We start from the raw sequence: 14,942 nt of genomic DNA on the forward strand, positions 1-14,942 counted from the left end.
AGAAAACAATTGAATACAATAAGTTATTATTATTGATTTGTCCATTTGAATCCAATAGAATTCACCTAAAACCAGCAAATTGGTTATCCCCATGGTTAACCCGTTAATAAGAGCGTATCTTGAAGAACAAATTAACAAAATATGAAGTTGATAATGCTCCGCCCAAGAGCAAAGAATACAATCTTTCTGATGGAGATGGTCTTTTTTTACGAGTTAGACCCAGTGGTGCAAAAAGCTGGGTATACTTTTTTCGTTTAGGAGATGATCGACGATTACATCGAATAACGTTGGGTTCATTAGATGATCTTTCAATGAAAGATGCACGCGAAGAATTAAAGTCTATTCGTAAATTGGTGAGTAAGGGTATTGATCCAAGAACGGCACGTGCCGCAGCCAAAGCAGAAAATTCACAAGCTATCACTATGCAAACACTATTTGATGCTTGGATTATTTATGTTAAAGCAACAGACCAAATGAGTGAACTTTGGGCGAAGCGCCACGAAGATCGCTGGGCTCTTCACCTTAAAAAGGCTCTTGGTAATCTTTTAGTAAAAGACGTTAATAGATATCACTTATCAGCTGTCTTGGAAAAAATGACACTTAGTGGGATTAAAGAAGAAACGCGTAAAGCTCTTACGACCCTTAATTTAATGCTTGATTATGGTTTGAAACACCGACATCTAACTGAAAATCCTGCTCGTTTGTTAAAACCCAAAGATTTTAATGTGACTGCTAATATTCCTCGTGACAGAGCTCTTTCTCTGGATGAACTAAGTAAGCTATGGATTGCATTAGACAAGGCAACTACGTCTTATAATTCCACTTCCATAATTACAGTGAGTGCTATTAAATTGTTAATCTTAACTGGTGCTCGGAGAGGGGAAGTGGCGAAAATGTCATGGAAAGAACTAGATTTGCAAAATGGTATTTGGTCTCTTCCGAAAGAGCGTACAAAAAATAGCCGAGCTCATATTATTTACCTTTCTGATCTTGCAATCAGCATTATTAGAAATCTTCAGCCAATTACTGGACAATCACCTTATGTTTTTGATACGTCTCGTAATGCAAAAGAAAGTCATATCCGAGAAGATACCTTAACACGCTATATAGCTAGATTAAGACAAGCTCCCAAAAGTAATCGTCAAACACCGTCTCATGAAGATTTTTCTTTGGTTAATATGGAACCATTTACTGTGCACGATCTTAGAAGGTCTGCTGCGACGGCATGGGCCGAACATTTAAAAATTCCCCCTCACATTGTTGAAAAAATGCTAAATCACCAGCCACTTAATAAATTAGTGATTACTTACCAACGCGCAACGTACAGTGAGGAGCAAAAAAAAGCATGGCTAGCTTGGGATACTATGGTAAGGGATAAGATGGCGAGCTATGCCACAAATACATCAAAAGATTAATTACTTGATCGAGATATATGGATTTAAAAATGAAAATACCCCCAAGCCAAAGGCAAGAAAAAATTGCAGTAATAGATGATATCTCTAAAAAATGTACTTTAGATCAATTAAAGAGAATGTATGGAAACAACTGGAAATTTCCCTCATCAGGAGAGCGTATAAAAAGATTAAACATACTAACTGATCATGAGTTGGACTGTATTCTTGCAAGAACTGGGGAGTATAGAGATTACTATCAACAAGAAACTGAAAAAAGACGATTTTTTAATCAGCCGGATTGTAATGCTGATTTTGCATACTGGAGTAAACAAATTGTTTGGAGTATTGATGAGGGAGTTGCTTTAATATTAGGCAAAGATCCAAGAAAAGTTTGCTGGGAAAATATTAAAGAATTTGCAGCCTATTCTCTTTTTGTGAAAAATTTTGAAGAAATTAGAACAACTGCAAAAGGATATGTAAAGTTCCAACAGTTATTCGACCCTGTAACTCCATCAGCTTTTCTTACATGGGTTCAACGAATGAATTTCACTAATGTTACTATTCCCCCTGAACTTATCGAATCTGTTGAGGCTTTAGGAATTCAACTTACTGATTGGCAGGATCTTTATACAAAAATGGAAAGTAGCTGCAATAAATTAAAAGAACAATACAGTGAAGCTATAAGCCTTATTGATCGTCAAAGTAAGCTCATCCAGACATTAAAACAAGAAATAAATGAATCGGCTATTTCTCCTAAATCTGAAAGAACTCATCTAAATATAATTGGTGCATTAGTGATAACTATGTTTATGGAGACACAAGGAGGAAACCATATTTCCATCTTTGAAAGTCAGAATGCTTTAATTAATTTTTTAATACAAAATTTTCCTGATGTATCGGGTATAGCAAAATCTACGCTTGAAGAGAAATTTTCCAAGGGTAAAAAGTTACTGGAAAAAAATAAATAACCCCAGCTGGGGTTTTGAAAAATTAGCTGCTACCCCAGACGGGGTGTGGGCGCATTGAGGCAGATAATTGCCTATTCTATCATGGCTCCTGAATTCATTTGGACAGGAGCAAATTCTAATGTACGAACTACCTCAAACTGGTTTTCTAAGAATCGATCAAATTCTTGGCAGCCCTAAACACAGTCTCTCTCCATTAATTCCAGTAGGAAAATCCACTTGGTGGGAAGGAGTTAAAACGGGACGCTTTCCAAAGCCTGTAAAGCTAGGCCCAAAGATCACTGCCTGGCGAGTTGAAGATATTAAACAACTTATAGAACAGGATTTTCCAGAATATAAACCTAGAAAGGGGCGATTATGCAAGACAAAAGACTTGAAGTAATTCTTTCCTTGTTTTTGATAAGGATTTTAGGAACTAGTCAAAAGTATGGGATGGGGCAGGCTTATATCCAAGGTCAACTAGAAGAAGCATGCCACCAATTAACGCTATATTGCAAAAGGAACAATAAGGATTTGCATCATGGATTTTAATCAAATTATTAATCAATTCCAAGCAGAGTTCTTAGCAAACGGGATTACTCCTCCAGACGAGATCATTGCTGATGGGAAGCTGCATCGCTTCCACATTGAAGGAGATAAATTTAGATCTAAAAATGGATGGTATGTACTTTATCTTAATGGTGTGCCGTGTGGAGTCTTTGGGAGTTGGAAAAAAGGAGTTTATTTTAAATGGAGTGCTAAAAATCAAGGCTGCATGACAAAAACTGAACTCCGTAATCAAATGGAACGCATAAAAGAAGCCAGTAAAATGCGTAATGCTATGAAAGACAAGGAACAACAGGACGCGGCTTGTCTAGCTGAGAACCTCTGGGAAGGTTATCCAAAAGCAAATCCGCATCATCCATACCTGAAAAAGAAACACATATCGCCATACTATGCTCGTCAATTTTACCAAGAAATAGTTTTACCTGTGATTGATTTTGATGGAAAAGTATGGAGTCTGCAGTATATCAACGAACTTGGTGAAAAAAGGTTTTTGTTAAACGGGGCAATTAAAGAACATTTTATGCCTGTTCAGCATCAACCACACCATAATCAAAAGATACTTATTTGTGAGGGATTTGCTACAGGAGCTACATTGGCTGAAAAGTATCCTACATATTGTGTGATTGCCGCTTGCAATGCAGGAAATTTAAAACCAGTTGCTCTCCATATTCGTAAAAATATGCCTTGTGCAGAAATTACCATCTGCGCAGATGATGACAGGATGAGATCCGATAACCCTGGGGTAATAAAAGGACGTGAGGCAGCAATCGCATCTGGGGCATTATTTTGCAAACCCAAATGGCCCGAAGGTTCACCAGAGTCATTGAAAGATTTTAATGACTTGTATTGTTGGCTAGCTGACGCAGAGGTGCAGCATGTCTAACATAGATTTAGAAATTTATGAAGAAACAAAGGGAACAGAGGAAACCGAGAGAACCATTAGTGATGACGTGCTATTTGATGGTTCCCCTAAAGATTTAGTTGGGGGAACCATAGATACTGATGATATAGAAAATCCCGTGGATTTAAAGTTGGAGATAATCTCACCTAATCATGTTTCGCCAGAAAATCTCAATGAACCTGAAATCAAACGCCCTGGATACATGGTTTATGACGATTGGTTTTCAATTGGCGGCCAATCCAAGCCGCCAGGTTTGTATTGGCATGGATTTACAAATGGTCAAGATCCTAAACCAATCGATACATGGGTGTCTTCACCTATTCATGCAAACGCAATTACGGCGGATGAGCGTAATGAGTCGTTTGGTCTATTATTACGATTTATTCAACCCTTTGGGGGATGGCGTGAATGGTCAATGCCTATGCATCTTCTAAAAGGGAATGGCGATGAAATGCGTGGTGAATTACTAAATTTAGGGGTCAGAATAAATCTTGATGCCAAAAAACATTTAAATACTTGGTTAATGCTTCAAAAACCTCAATGCAGAACAATAGCCGCAACACGTACTGGATGGCACTCCAATGGGAACGCTTTTGTAATGCCTAATAAAACTATTGGTGATGATAATGTGCGCTTTCAATCAGAATATGCAGCACATGATGATTTTATTCAGCAAGGCGATATTCAAAAATGGCGTGAACAAATTGCTACACGTTGCAGCGGGAACCCAATTTTATTGTTATCAGTGTCTACAGCCTTTGCCGCACCGCTGTTATTAAAAGCAAAACAACAATCTGCAGGAGGTGGAGGTATTCATTTAATCGGCAAGTCTAGTAATGGCAAAACTACTGCATTACAAGTAGCTGCAAGTGTATGGGGTGGTCCAGGTTATGTGCGTGCTTGGCGTGCTACTGCTAATGGTTTAGAGGCTACAGCAGCGGCATTAAATGATAGTTTATTAGTTTTAGATGAAATCAGTGAGTGTGATCCTCGTGAAATTGGTTCCATAATTTATGCATTAGCAAATGGACAAGGAAAACAGCGGGCAAAGCGTAATGGTGGATCACGCGATTCATTTAGATGGCGAACAATCGTCTTATCTAGCGGAGAGCGTACTTTATCGGCTCATATGCAAGAAGCTGGGCAGAACATTAAGGCCGGTCAAGAAGCAAGACTGCTGAATATCCCTGCGACTGATCGAGCGTTTGGTACGTTTGATACTCTTCATGGATTAAACGATGGGCGCGCTTTTGCTGATTCTATGAAGCAATCTACAAACTTAAATTTTGGGGTTGCTGGTCCAGAATTTATAAAAAAACTTTTGGAAGATAAGGACAATCTATCAGAGCTATATGCCAGGTTTTGTAAATTAAGCGGTTTTTGTTCTTCAGATGGTATAGAAAGCCGCGCGGCTTGTTTATTTGCATTAATTGCCCTCGCTGGTGAAAAAGCAACTGAATATGGTTTAACTGGATGGCAAGAGGGTGAAGCATTAGAAGCCGCTATTGAATTATTCAGTAAATGGCGTGATTTTCGAGGTCAGGGGCAAACAGAAATGCGCCAGATACTTCAAGGGATACGTCATTTCATTGATAGACATGGAGATAGTCGCTTTTCCGGAATTGATCAAAAAGCGATCGCATACGAAGGAGATAACATTGATCAAAGACCTGTAGTTCGAGACCGTGCAGGTTATTGGAAAGATACTAATGGAGGACGTGTCTTCTTATTTAATTCGTCAGCATTGCAAGAAGCAGCAACAGGATTTGATTTAAAAATTATTTTACAGACATTGAATGACGCTCAGTGGATTATCGAAAAAGATCACGGGAAAAATTCTAAAAAAGTAAAAGTTGAAGGGCGGACTCTTTCATTGTACTGGATTTTAGTCAAAGAGGAGGCTTAACTATGGGCGTTCTTAACTTATTAGCTAGTATGGAGTTAATATCAAGCTCCCCGGTTCCCCCTAAAGCAACGCCCGAGGGAACCCTGGAAATGCAGGTGGAACAAGCAAGTTCCCCTGGTTCCCTGAGCTCCCTCGATAATAATCAAGAAGAATATAGTTTTGTTGCTGGGGATACTCAATCAACTATAGTTTGCAAATGCGGTTATCGGCAACCATTTTGTTCATGTGGTTTTTATAAATTTTCAGGCTAACTCAAGGAGAAGGATAATGGCTAGAAAGACCAAAGCTCAAATAATGTTAGAGCAAGATGAAAAGAAAAAAGCCGACGAAAAAAAGAACGCAGCAACTACAGAGTTTTACTTACATTGCCGTGGCCATGCAACTATGGCACTTAGTAAATTACATGGCAATGGATTTGATGGGAAAGCCGCACTTGAGCGATTGTCCAGGAGTGTGGATCGTATTCACAACAATGATACTAATGAAATTGAAGCCATGCTTATGACACAAGCTAAAAGTCTTGAGTATCTATTCTATGATGCACTAGGTAAGTTACCTAGTTCAAATATGGAACACGCGGAGGTTTTTGCGAGTATTGCACTAAAGGCTCAATCTGGCTGCAGAAAAACGCTAATGGCATTGGCAGAGCTAAAACACCCCCGTCGGACAACGACTATAATAAAACAACAAAATAATGCTATTACTCAGCAAGTAAACAATAATGTAAAATCTGAAGCATATGAAATTGAAAATAATAAAAAAATTGCAAACGAACTGAATGCTAAGGTCGCTTATGAAGCAAAGAATATGGACATTGGAACAACGATTGCAACAGGCACAGCGAATACGTCAACAGAAACCGTGGGAGTATTCAACGGGTCCTAGGACCATAGAGGGTAAAGCTATTTCTCAAAAAAATAGCTTTAAGCATGGGGCAAGATGTAAAGAGATCAGAGATATGCAGCATGAATTTGCTGAGTTGAAAAGGGAATTAAAGCAGTTGATAAGTTATGTTCATTGAGTAATTTGGCAGTTTCTCTGTAAGAGAGCGAGTAAAATTTGAACTAATATAAAGGTTGTAACAAGGGAGAATATTATGACCACAACCTTTATAATTGTAATGGAATTGGTATGGCTTTAGACCCAGATTATTTCTTATTAGAAACTGGATTAAATGCTTCGTGGCAAACATTTACTGAGAAGGAAAAACGTATTATTGCTTTAAAAAATGATCAGTTACCGAGAAGTGAAGATGAATTAGAACAGCAACATATTACTGCTACTGCATGTAAAAAATTATTGAAGTATAAAGATGTTAATTTAAAATTTTTATCTCAACAGGGCGAATCTTTTCCGGCAACCTACCAAGAGTTTATTTATCGAACGGCAAAACATTTTTGCGAATACCCAGAGAAGCTGCCAGAACAATTTATTGATAGATTGTATAAATATATTCTTAGTGATTATCCTTGTCACATAGCAACTTTAAACTACGATAAATTACTATACGAGTGGCTAATTGAGAAAAAAATTTGCAGTGGATACTATGGTGATTTAGTTGATGGTATACACAATACTACGGGTAATTTTTGTCATGAAAATTTACTACGTATTACAAAAAAGTTTGGTTGGTATTTACATTTACATGGTTCCCCTCTATTCAAATCAGAAAATGATGGTATTCGTAAAGAAAATATCAGACTTAGTTTACCGGAAGCATTTGATGAAAATGGTGAACACTCACACATTGTTTTAACGAATACAAAATACAAAACAGATGTAATCTCTGGGAGTGATTTACTTGCTGTCTACTTCGATTTTTTTATTAATGCATTATCAGAAAGTAATAAAATTATCTCTCTTGGTTATAGTGGTTTCGATGATCATATTAATTTTGAAATAAAAAAATGGATTACCAACAAAATCATGGGAAACACTAAAATCAATTCAAATCCCAAATTTACGATTGAAATAGTTGAATGGGATGGTTCAAATAATAACCAGTCTTTTTGGGAAGATAAGTTATTTCCAAAATTCAACTATCAAACTATAAGTGTTCATGATCATATTGTTATCAATATAAAACGACTACCAAATATTTTGAAATATGATTTTCGTTTAAATAATTAACGCTCATAGATGATCGATTCTTGCGGCAATACCCAATCCTTTTGGGATAGCTTTGATGCAAGCCGCTTCTTTTAATCGTTTAGGTAGAGTATAAATTACCATGTCAACTCTGAATCTTAATTTTTTGCTTGACACAATACTAAGGATTTCTTAGCATGCCTCTCGAGTGATTAATATATGATCACTAAGTTGAGTTGTTATCACCCGACAAGTGAATTCATTTTGCGTGAAAATAATAATAAAAGTTCGGCTCTGTAACTCATCGTTTTTTAATGAGGCTGTAATGAAAGCAAAATTTTTATTGTTAGGGTTGTGTTATTTTTCTTTATTACCAATATCTGCAAGTTATGCAAATCACGGCTACTCTTATTCGTATAAAACTCCAAGATATGGTTCTTCTTATGGCAGAACACATACGGTTAGGCCTTACATAAAAAGAAATGGAACTTTTGTTCAAAGACATCGCGCAGCAAATCCGCGATCTGGTGTTCATTGTCGCAATAATGTCTGCCATTAAACTTACAGACTTGGGACATTGTATGAAGAAATTTCTATTTCTTTCCATTTTCTTAATGTGCAATTTTATTACACCAATTTATGCTGATGGATTGACACTTTTTTCAGAAGAAGTCTCTGCACAAAGTCATTGCCCAGATGATGAAGTAGTTTGGTTAAATTTGCCAACGGGTATATGGCATAAGAAGGGGGCGCGTTGGTATGGATCTACAAAACGAGGTGCTTATGTTTGTAAGCAAGAAGCAGCCTCAGCCGGAGACAGGCAAAGCTTAAATGGTAGCTAGATTAATTTTATTAGCTGATTAGTTATCTAATTACAATTGAGGAATAAATGAAAAAACTGTTAATCATTTTTTCTATGTACATATTTTCAACATCAATATTGGCTTGTGAATCTGGACACTGGATTAAATCTAAATCTTCTGATGGTAGTGTAATTGTTCTTGAAGATAACTCTGTTTGGGAAGTCGACTCCATCGATAGAATTGATTCAACTTTATGGCTACCTATTGAAAATATTGTTGTTTGTGACGATGAGCTTATTAACTCTGATACCGGGGATAAAGTCAGTGCAACACAACTTAGGTAATTTTTATAATATTTTTTCAAAATTAATAAAAAAGATTATCCAGATGGGATTTACATTTATTTCTAAGGTTATTTCAATGATATATGAAGACGATAATTTTTTGGATTCTATAAAAAAAATTTCCAAAAAAGCAGAAAATGAAATTAACGCGAAAATTGAACAACACAAGGCAGCATTAGCTAAGCAGCATGCATTGGATTATGCCGCTGCTTTAGAATGTAAAAATAGACTGTCTCAATTTGCTATAGAGCACAAATTAGATTTGGCTTTGATCGATGTATGGGATGATATTCGTTACTATTCATCTTGGCTTAAACGCGAGGATTTTGAAAATCATTTGAATATATTTAACCTTATTGAATTTGAGGATGAGCAGAATAGAAATTCAAAAAAAATAACATTTAACTGGCAAAGTCATCAGTTAAGCATTTCTTACCATGAACGATCTTCTTGGCTGCCTGATGAATCTACTCAGCATGGTGTATTTAGTTTATTTGAAGGAGAGGAGCAAGTTTTTATAGTAGATGCAGAAATAGATGATGAATATGGTTTTAGGGATTATCAGGGTAGATCAATAGAATCATTTAAGAAGAAAGGAATATGGGCAGAATTCCTACTGCACTCATGGACTGTTCTTCAAATTAGAAAAGGTAAATGTCAGGCTAACTCCAAATACTATGGACTAAATCGCATGAAGGAAAATTTTCAAGAATAATGAATCTATAAAGGTAAATAATGAAATATATAATTAAATCAGTTGGTGTATGGTTATCTACCATTATTTTTTCAATGGGTTGCTCTTTACCAGTAAATGCGTCTTCCTCATGCAAAGAAATTAAAAAAGATCAGAAAACCTTAAAGGATAATCCAGGTTACTATTATTACCGTATGGGGTTATGCGAATTTGAGTTTATTCATGATCAGAAACAATTTGATACTGTGGTGCATGCTTTAATTAAATCATCAAAATATGATTATACTCCGTCCTATTTTGCTTTGGGCTTGTTATATGACAATAAATTTAAAAGCGGTTCTTTATGGCTTCATTCAAAAGGTAAACTTAGCGACTTACTAAAATCTATTGAAAACTATAAAAAAGCTGCTGAAAATCACTCCGTTTTAGCTGAGAATAATCTTGGTGAAGTTTATCTACATTCTGCGAACTTAACAGAGAAATATAGATCAAATAATGACTCAAACGATATTGCTGGGGTATCTAAAATCCTACCTAATCTTAATTTGGCATTTTATTGGTTAGATCGAGCCGCAAAACATGGGAATCCTGCAGCCCAAGGAACATTAGCAGATTTATATTATCGTGGCATAGGGATTCCCCAAGATTTTGTTATAGCTTATGTCTGGCAGAATTTATCTGTTGCTTCTCAATTTCGGTATAACAAATATATGCAAGATAATGTTACAGGAAGGCAACTCCTTAATAGTCAAAGATTACTGGCTCAAAAACAGTATAATAAACTTACCGAGTTGCAAAAGGATTCATCTCAAACTCTTTTAAAGGAATATACAAAACTTTATTTTAAATCACCTTCAGAATTAGATAATGTATGTCAGAGCACGCAAGCTTATATTGCTGGGACACTGGCTGTGAGATATTTAGCTGGGGTTAAAAAACTTATGGAAAATAAATGAGTCATTTAAATTTTGAGCTACGCTTTTTTAGATCATTGTATAAGTTATCAATATTGGCAAAATATGTTTTATCATGTTTCTGGCGTTGATCCTTATATGATTGAAATACGGCATAAAGAAAAAGAATATTATGTCCACAAGTATTTTGAATGTCGCCGCCATCGAGGTCACCTCGATCGTAAAAATAGCTGATTGTTTCTAAATAATCGATCAAGTTAAGACGATATATGAAATCGCTTCCATTTTCTCCATCTTTTCTACTTAACTCAAGAATGTCTTTAGACGTTTTACAGAGTGAGCAGTTATAATCATTAAAAGTCGTGCTTTCAGGATTTCTATAATTTTGAACAAAAAAATTGTGAATAATTTGTCTAGCTTTTATTATTTCAGGGCTGCTCCATCGATTTGAGATAAATAATAAAAATTCATTGCTTGAAAGTTTATTTGCTCTATTAAACTCAAAGTATGCTACACCAGCAAGCAATGCAGTAGCTGTAAACAGAAACCAATTAACCTCTACCTCTCTGGATTTATTTAGAAAATCAAAGTAATCGGTCAGCAAAAAAGCTATGCCACAAAAAAGAATAACAAATATAATCAATTTGGCTCTACCCCAAAAAAGGGGGCATTTTAATCAAGTTAGTTTAGACTAACTCTTTGATTTCGCGGTCAAAAGGAAGATTAAAATGCCTAAAAGAGATTGTATCCTAAATTTGCCAGGATATTCTATTAAAAGAGTAAGTGGAGAAAACCCAGTATACATAGAGGTGAGTTATCGTTGGGTAGTTCGCTGTATTCATTGCGGTAATAAGAAGCTGCGTAAAAAGGACAGTTTTATAAGACGAATCCGTCATGAATCGATTGGATTGCGTCGGAGTTATTTGTGTATCAAAGCCCATAAGTATTATTGTCCATCTTGTGGACGCTATTTTAATCAGCGATTTCCTGGGATAGGGAAACATCAAAGAGCGACGGAGAGTTTACGAAAGCAGGTGTTTCACTACCATAGCAAAGGAGTGAGTCAAAAGGATTTGGCGCGAGATTTAAAGCTGGGAAAATCGACTGTAGAGCGTTGGTATCACTATGGTTATGCACTACGTTATAAAAAGATAGCAACTCGCTCTTGTCCTCGCATCTTAGGATTGGATGAGCATTCATTTAATAGAAAGGTTGGGTATGCTACAACCTTTTGTGACTTGGCCAAGCACAAAATCTTTGATGTGGTTGAAGGGCGTAGTGCTAAAGACTTAGAGAGCTATCTCAAGTCCTTAGAGGGTCGGGATAAAGTACTTGTAGTGTGTATTGATTTAAGCAGCAGCTATCGCTTGTTAATTAAGCGTTATTTTCCTAATGCAAAGATAGTTGCCGATCGTTTCCATGTGATTCGCTTGTTGAATCAGATGAGTCTCCAGACTTATCAACAAATTGACCCTCAAATAAAGTATCAACGTGGTCTATTAGCTGCATTAAGAACGAATGAAGCCAATTTAACGATAAAACGATTAAATAAAAGAGCCAGCTATTTACAGCACCAACCAGCAATTGCGGCTATCTATCACTTTAAGCAACGTCTCCATCGACTCCTGATGAAAAAGCATCGGACAGCAAAACAGTGTCGGCGTTTACTGCCTTTGTTTCTTAAATACGTAACGCTTTTAAAAGAAAGTCCTTTTGAGTCACTAAAAACTCTAGGTAAAACATTATATCAATGGCGGGAAGAAGTGGTTAGAATGTGGCGGTTTACTAAAAACAACGGCATTACGGAGGGATTTCATCGCAAGATGAAGCTAATTCAACGACGTGCTTATGGATTTAGAAATTTTGAAAATTATAGGTTAAGGGTTAAAGTTTTGTGTTCTTGATTAATGCCCCCGGAAATGGGGATGAGCCATCAATTTAATGAGATGTCCAAAACGTCTAAACATTATCTATCCTGACGAAGATATTTGTATTTTCAATTATAGACGATAAGCGGCGCTTCGATTTTTTGAGTTGAGTCAATACTATTTTTTCTCAGTGCTTTTCTTCATGATTAAGTTTATTTCAGACTCATTAAATTGCATTTGAGTTTTCATGTGGTTTTGGGCTTTTTCTGGATTTTCTATCAGTATGGGGAGTGCTGTCATTATGTTATTAGGAGGAATATTTTTCTGAGTAGCTATGCTTATTAAGTTAGAAAGATTGATATCAGGGATTTTTAAACGATAGTGTTTATCTGTGTTATCCCTGTGGTTATCCCCATGAAATAATGGTCCACTCGGTACTCAAATAAAAATCCATAACCTATTGATTTCATTGGCGTCCCGGAGAGGATTTGAACCTCCGACCTGCCCCTTAGGAGGGGGCTGCGCTATCCAGCTGTGCCACCGGGACTTAAGAAAATTGTAAGTCTACCGTTATCATTGATAAATGACAACTTCCATTTCTATTTTTAGAAAATTGATGAAGATGAAGAAGCTTGGGATGATTAAAAATTGATATTTATGGGCGCGTGATAAACTTGCTATGGTATACTGTGAAGATTTTTCATGTTGAGCCGCTTAAATGGATACTTCCGATTTAAAATACCCATTCCATTCAGCCTGGCATTTTTTATGGCAGGTGATTAAGCCCTATCGGTGGTGGTATGTTCTGATGCTCCAGGCTCCGGTGCTTACTGCTTTTTATATTTTTGCGAATAATTATTCTTTTAAACTCATTGTTGATGCTTTTTCCAATGAAACAATTATCTCATACCATCAATTACTAGCTCCTATTTTGTTGTTTATTATAGCGCAAATTACTCTGGATGTAGTATGGAGAATCAGTGATTTTGCGGAATGGAAGGCCGAGCCTTACGCACGACAAAGGTTGTTAGCTTCTGCCTATAATTATGTGCAATATCATTCTTATGGTTATTTTCAAAATACCCCTAGTGGAACTGTAATCAGTAAGCTAAAAGGGCTTTTGGATGGCTACGATAGTGTTTTTGCGAATATTCATCATATTGTGGGCAAACATTTTTTTGTCGTTATTGTTTCGGTTTTTGTGCTTTTAGTGGTCAATCTAAGCGTATTTTGCTTTATGCTTGCCTGGTGTGTGTTAGTTATGGCAATCATGTTGCCCATGGCGCTTAAATTAAATCAGCTATCTAGTAAGACTGCAGAAAGTAAACACCAAGTAATAGGTGCTCTTTCGGATAATATTACCAATATATTTTCTTTATTTTATTTTGCAAAACGTCGTTTTGAACATCAACGCGTGACGCAGCTGATGTCTGATGATTTTGTACCGTGCCAAATTGCACTTTATCGATATGATTTTAAATTTAATATGATCGGATCAGTGCTTTACTGGTTCATGTTAATTACTGTTTTTTTGTTCATGATTTATTTGCGTACACATGGAGAAATTTCAACAGGTGATTTTTTGTTTGTCATGCTGACAGCGATTACCATTTCTTTTGATTTATGGACACTGATGAGTAGTCTTTGTACTTTTTTAAAAGAAATTGGTGATTTCAAATCTTCTTTTAACATTTTATCTATGCCTCATGAATCAGTTGATGAACTTCATGCACAAGATTTTCAAATAAGTGAAGGAAAAATTAATTTTCATCAATTGTCTTTTGTCTATAACGAAGGGAAACCTGTATTCACAAATCTTAATTTGCGCATCAAGCCTGGTGAGAAAATTGGTTTAGTCGGTCATTCTGGAGCTGGGAAATCTACTTTGATTTCGTTGTTATTGAAAAACTTCAAACCTACTTCAGGCCAAATTTTAATTGATGATAAGCCTATTGCAAGCGTTACATCCGATTCATTACGGCAACAAATTGCGCTTATTCCCCAAGATATTATGCTTTTTCATCGTACGATTGGTGAAAATATAGGCTATGCAAAGGATAATGCAACACTTCAGGAAATAAAGAAGGCGGCTGCCATGGCGAATATAGATGATTTTATTGAGTCATTGCCGGAAAAGTATAACACTCTTGTTGGTGAACGAGGAGTGAAACTTTCTGGTGGCCAACGCCAACGAATTGCCATTGCAAGAGCATTTTTAAAAAATGCAGCAATTGTTATTCTGGATGAAGCAACTTCAAGCCTTGACAGTATTTCGGAGCAAGAAATTCAACAGTCAATTAATGAAATGCTGGAGCAAAATAAGGCAACAGTTATTGCAATTGCTCATCGTTTGTCTACTATTCGTCATATGGATAAAATTGTTGTGATGGAAGATGGCATGATCATTGAAGAGGGAGCTTTTGATGAACTGGTCAACAACCAAGAAAGTTACTTTAAAAAACTTTGGGATAGTCAGGTAAATGGGATGGTTTTATAAAATCAAGAAAAATGAGTTATGT

Annotated in this window: 16 protein-coding genes and 1 tRNA gene; 15 read left to right on the forward strand and 2 right to left on the reverse strand. The window is 36.2% G+C overall.

Annotated elements, in window-relative coordinates; genetic code table 11:
* Positions 1-119: 119 nt before the first annotated feature.
* From DYH34_RS07695 to DYH34_RS07755, 13 genes are all read left to right on the forward strand, one after another.
* Positions 120-1,415, forward strand: a complete 1,296-nt coding sequence (locus tag DYH34_RS07695) for a tyrosine-type recombinase/integrase (protein ID WP_058465830.1) — start codon at positions 120-122, stop codon at positions 1,413-1,415.
* A 17-nt stretch (positions 1,416-1,432) separates the two neighbouring features.
* Entirely contained in the window at positions 1,433-2,362 is a 930-nt protein-coding gene (locus DYH34_RS07700; protein ID WP_131775226.1) for a hypothetical protein, read from the forward strand.
* 118 nt (positions 2,363-2,480) lie between these two features.
* Complete coding sequence (locus DYH34_RS07705; protein WP_058465828.1) at positions 2,481-2,741, forward strand: helix-turn-helix transcriptional regulator; 261 nt, start codon at positions 2,481-2,483, stop codon at positions 2,739-2,741.
* 138 nt (positions 2,742-2,879) lie between these two features.
* Positions 2,880-3,788 (forward strand): toprim domain-containing protein, encoded by a 909-nt coding sequence (locus tag DYH34_RS07710; protein WP_058465827.1) that lies wholly within the window; start codon positions 2,880-2,882, stop codon positions 3,786-3,788.
* Complete coding sequence (locus tag DYH34_RS07715; protein ID WP_058465826.1) at positions 3,781-5,712, forward strand: DUF927 domain-containing protein; 1,932 nt, start codon at positions 3,781-3,783, stop codon at positions 5,710-5,712. Before DYH34_RS07710 ends, DYH34_RS07715 begins: the two co-directional genes overlap by 8 nt.
* A gap of 2 nt (positions 5,713-5,714) precedes the next feature.
* Complete coding sequence (locus DYH34_RS07720) at positions 5,715-5,963, forward strand: hypothetical protein (protein ID WP_058465825.1); 249 nt, start codon at positions 5,715-5,717, stop codon at positions 5,961-5,963.
* 16 nt (positions 5,964-5,979) lie between these two features.
* A complete protein-coding gene (locus tag DYH34_RS07725) occupies positions 5,980-6,597 on the forward strand; it encodes a hypothetical protein (RefSeq protein ID WP_058465824.1) in 618 nt (205 codons plus the stop codon).
* A gap of 246 nt (positions 6,598-6,843) precedes the next feature.
* Complete coding sequence (locus tag DYH34_RS07730) at positions 6,844-7,842, forward strand: SIR2 family protein (RefSeq protein WP_058465823.1); 999 nt, start codon at positions 6,844-6,846, stop codon at positions 7,840-7,842.
* Positions 7,843-8,125: 283 nt separating this feature from the next.
* Complete coding sequence (locus DYH34_RS07735) at positions 8,126-8,359, forward strand: hypothetical protein (protein ID WP_058465822.1); 234 nt, start codon at positions 8,126-8,128, stop codon at positions 8,357-8,359.
* 22 nt (positions 8,360-8,381) lie between these two features.
* Complete coding sequence (locus DYH34_RS07740) at positions 8,382-8,642, forward strand: hypothetical protein (RefSeq protein ID WP_115342583.1); 261 nt, start codon at positions 8,382-8,384, stop codon at positions 8,640-8,642.
* Between the two features lie 47 nt (positions 8,643-8,689).
* Positions 8,690-8,947, forward strand: coding sequence for a hypothetical protein (locus DYH34_RS07745; protein WP_058465820.1), 258 nt, complete (start codon positions 8,690-8,692; stop codon positions 8,945-8,947).
* A 76-nt stretch (positions 8,948-9,023) separates the two neighbouring features.
* Entirely contained in the window at positions 9,024-9,662 is a 639-nt protein-coding gene (locus tag DYH34_RS07750; protein WP_131775225.1) for a hypothetical protein, read from the forward strand.
* Between the two features lie 20 nt (positions 9,663-9,682).
* On the forward strand, positions 9,683-10,597 hold the full coding sequence (locus DYH34_RS07755) for a tetratricopeptide repeat protein (RefSeq protein WP_058465818.1): 915 nt from the start codon (positions 9,683-9,685) through the stop codon (positions 10,595-10,597).
* A gap of 1 nt (position 10,598) precedes the next feature.
* Here DYH34_RS07755 and DYH34_RS07760 read toward each other — a convergent pair whose 3' ends face one another.
* A complete protein-coding gene (locus DYH34_RS07760) occupies positions 10,599-11,198 on the reverse strand; it encodes a DUF4760 domain-containing protein (protein ID WP_058465817.1) in 600 nt (199 codons plus the stop codon).
* A gap of 85 nt (positions 11,199-11,283) precedes the next feature.
* On the opposite strand from DYH34_RS07760, the gene DYH34_RS07765 reads away from it, so the two are divergent.
* Complete coding sequence (locus tag DYH34_RS07765) at positions 11,284-12,459, forward strand: ISL3 family transposase (RefSeq protein ID WP_058463644.1); 1,176 nt, start codon at positions 11,284-11,286, stop codon at positions 12,457-12,459.
* 434 nt (positions 12,460-12,893) lie between these two features.
* On the opposite strand, the gene DYH34_RS07770 is transcribed toward DYH34_RS07765, so the two are convergent.
* Positions 12,894-12,970: transfer RNA gene (locus tag DYH34_RS07770), tRNA-Arg, on the reverse strand.
* A gap of 171 nt (positions 12,971-13,141) precedes the next feature.
* On the opposite strand from DYH34_RS07770, the gene DYH34_RS07775 reads away from it, so the two are divergent.
* Positions 13,142-14,920, forward strand: coding sequence for an ABC transporter ATP-binding protein (locus DYH34_RS07775; RefSeq protein ID WP_058463643.1), 1,779 nt, complete (start codon positions 13,142-13,144; stop codon positions 14,918-14,920).
* Positions 14,921-14,942: the final 22 nt, after the last annotated feature.

This window comes from Legionella cincinnatiensis, assembly GCF_900452415.1.
In the GTDB taxonomy this organism is placed as follows: domain Bacteria; phylum Pseudomonadota; class Gammaproteobacteria; order Legionellales; family Legionellaceae; genus Legionella; species Legionella cincinnatiensis.

Excerpts from the sequence above, each read along its gene's own strand:
- DYH34_RS07700 (WP_131775226.1), top strand. The coding sequence starts at position 1,433 with ATGGATTTAAAAATGAAAATACCCCCAAGCCAAAGGCAAGAAAAAATT.
- DYH34_RS07705 (WP_058465828.1), top strand. The coding sequence starts at position 2,481 with ATGTACGAACTACCTCAAACTGGTTTTCTAAGAATCGATCAAATTCTT.
- DYH34_RS07710 (WP_058465827.1), top strand. The coding sequence starts at position 2,880 with ATGGATTTTAATCAAATTATTAATCAATTCCAAGCAGAGTTCTTAGCA.
- DYH34_RS07715 (WP_058465826.1), top strand. The coding sequence starts at position 3,781 with ATGTCTAACATAGATTTAGAAATTTATGAAGAAACAAAGGGAACAGAG.
- DYH34_RS07720 (WP_058465825.1), top strand. The coding sequence starts at position 5,715 with ATGGGCGTTCTTAACTTATTAGCTAGTATGGAGTTAATATCAAGCTCC.
- DYH34_RS07725 (WP_058465824.1), top strand. The coding sequence starts at position 5,980 with ATGGCTAGAAAGACCAAAGCTCAAATAATGTTAGAGCAAGATGAAAAG.
- DYH34_RS07730 (WP_058465823.1), top strand. The coding sequence starts at position 6,844 with ATGGCTTTAGACCCAGATTATTTCTTATTAGAAACTGGATTAAATGCT.
- DYH34_RS07735 (WP_058465822.1), top strand. The coding sequence starts at position 8,126 with ATGAAAGCAAAATTTTTATTGTTAGGGTTGTGTTATTTTTCTTTATTA.
- DYH34_RS07740 (WP_115342583.1), top strand. The coding sequence starts at position 8,382 with ATGAAGAAATTTCTATTTCTTTCCATTTTCTTAATGTGCAATTTTATT.
- DYH34_RS07745 (WP_058465820.1), top strand. The coding sequence starts at position 8,690 with ATGAAAAAACTGTTAATCATTTTTTCTATGTACATATTTTCAACATCA.
- DYH34_RS07750 (WP_131775225.1), top strand. The coding sequence starts at position 9,024 with ATGATATATGAAGACGATAATTTTTTGGATTCTATAAAAAAAATTTCC.
- DYH34_RS07755 (WP_058465818.1), top strand. The coding sequence starts at position 9,683 with ATGAAATATATAATTAAATCAGTTGGTGTATGGTTATCTACCATTATT.
- DYH34_RS07765 (WP_058463644.1), top strand. The coding sequence starts at position 11,284 with ATGCCTAAAAGAGATTGTATCCTAAATTTGCCAGGATATTCTATTAAA.
- DYH34_RS07775 (WP_058463643.1), top strand. The coding sequence starts at position 13,142 with ATGGATACTTCCGATTTAAAATACCCATTCCATTCAGCCTGGCATTTT.